1 rRNA gene is annotated in these 244 nt (G+C 52.9%); it reads left to right on the plus strand.

Going from position 1 to position 244, the window contains the following annotated elements:
* Positions 1-244: ribosomal RNA gene (locus WA407_RS26895) — 16S ribosomal RNA — on the plus strand; the annotation flags it as partial.

A 244-nucleotide genomic window follows, 5' to 3' on the forward strand; every position in this document is an offset into this window, starting at 1 on the left:
TGAAACTCAAAGGAATTGACGGGGACCCGCACAAGCAGTGGAGTATGTGGTTTAATTCGAAGCAACGCGAAGAACCTTACCAGGTCTTGACATCCCTCTGACCGGTCTAGAGATAGGCCTTTCCTTCAGGACAGAGGAGACAGGTGGTGCATGGTTGTCGTCAGCTCGTGTCGTGAGATGTTGGGTTAAGTCCCGCAACGAGCGCAACCCTTATGCTTAGTTGCCAGCAGGTCAAGCTGGGCAC

The organism is Paenibacillus sp. 203 (assembly GCF_037027525.1).
GTDB lineage: Bacteria > Bacillota > Bacilli > Paenibacillales > Paenibacillaceae > Paenibacillus > Paenibacillus polymyxa_B.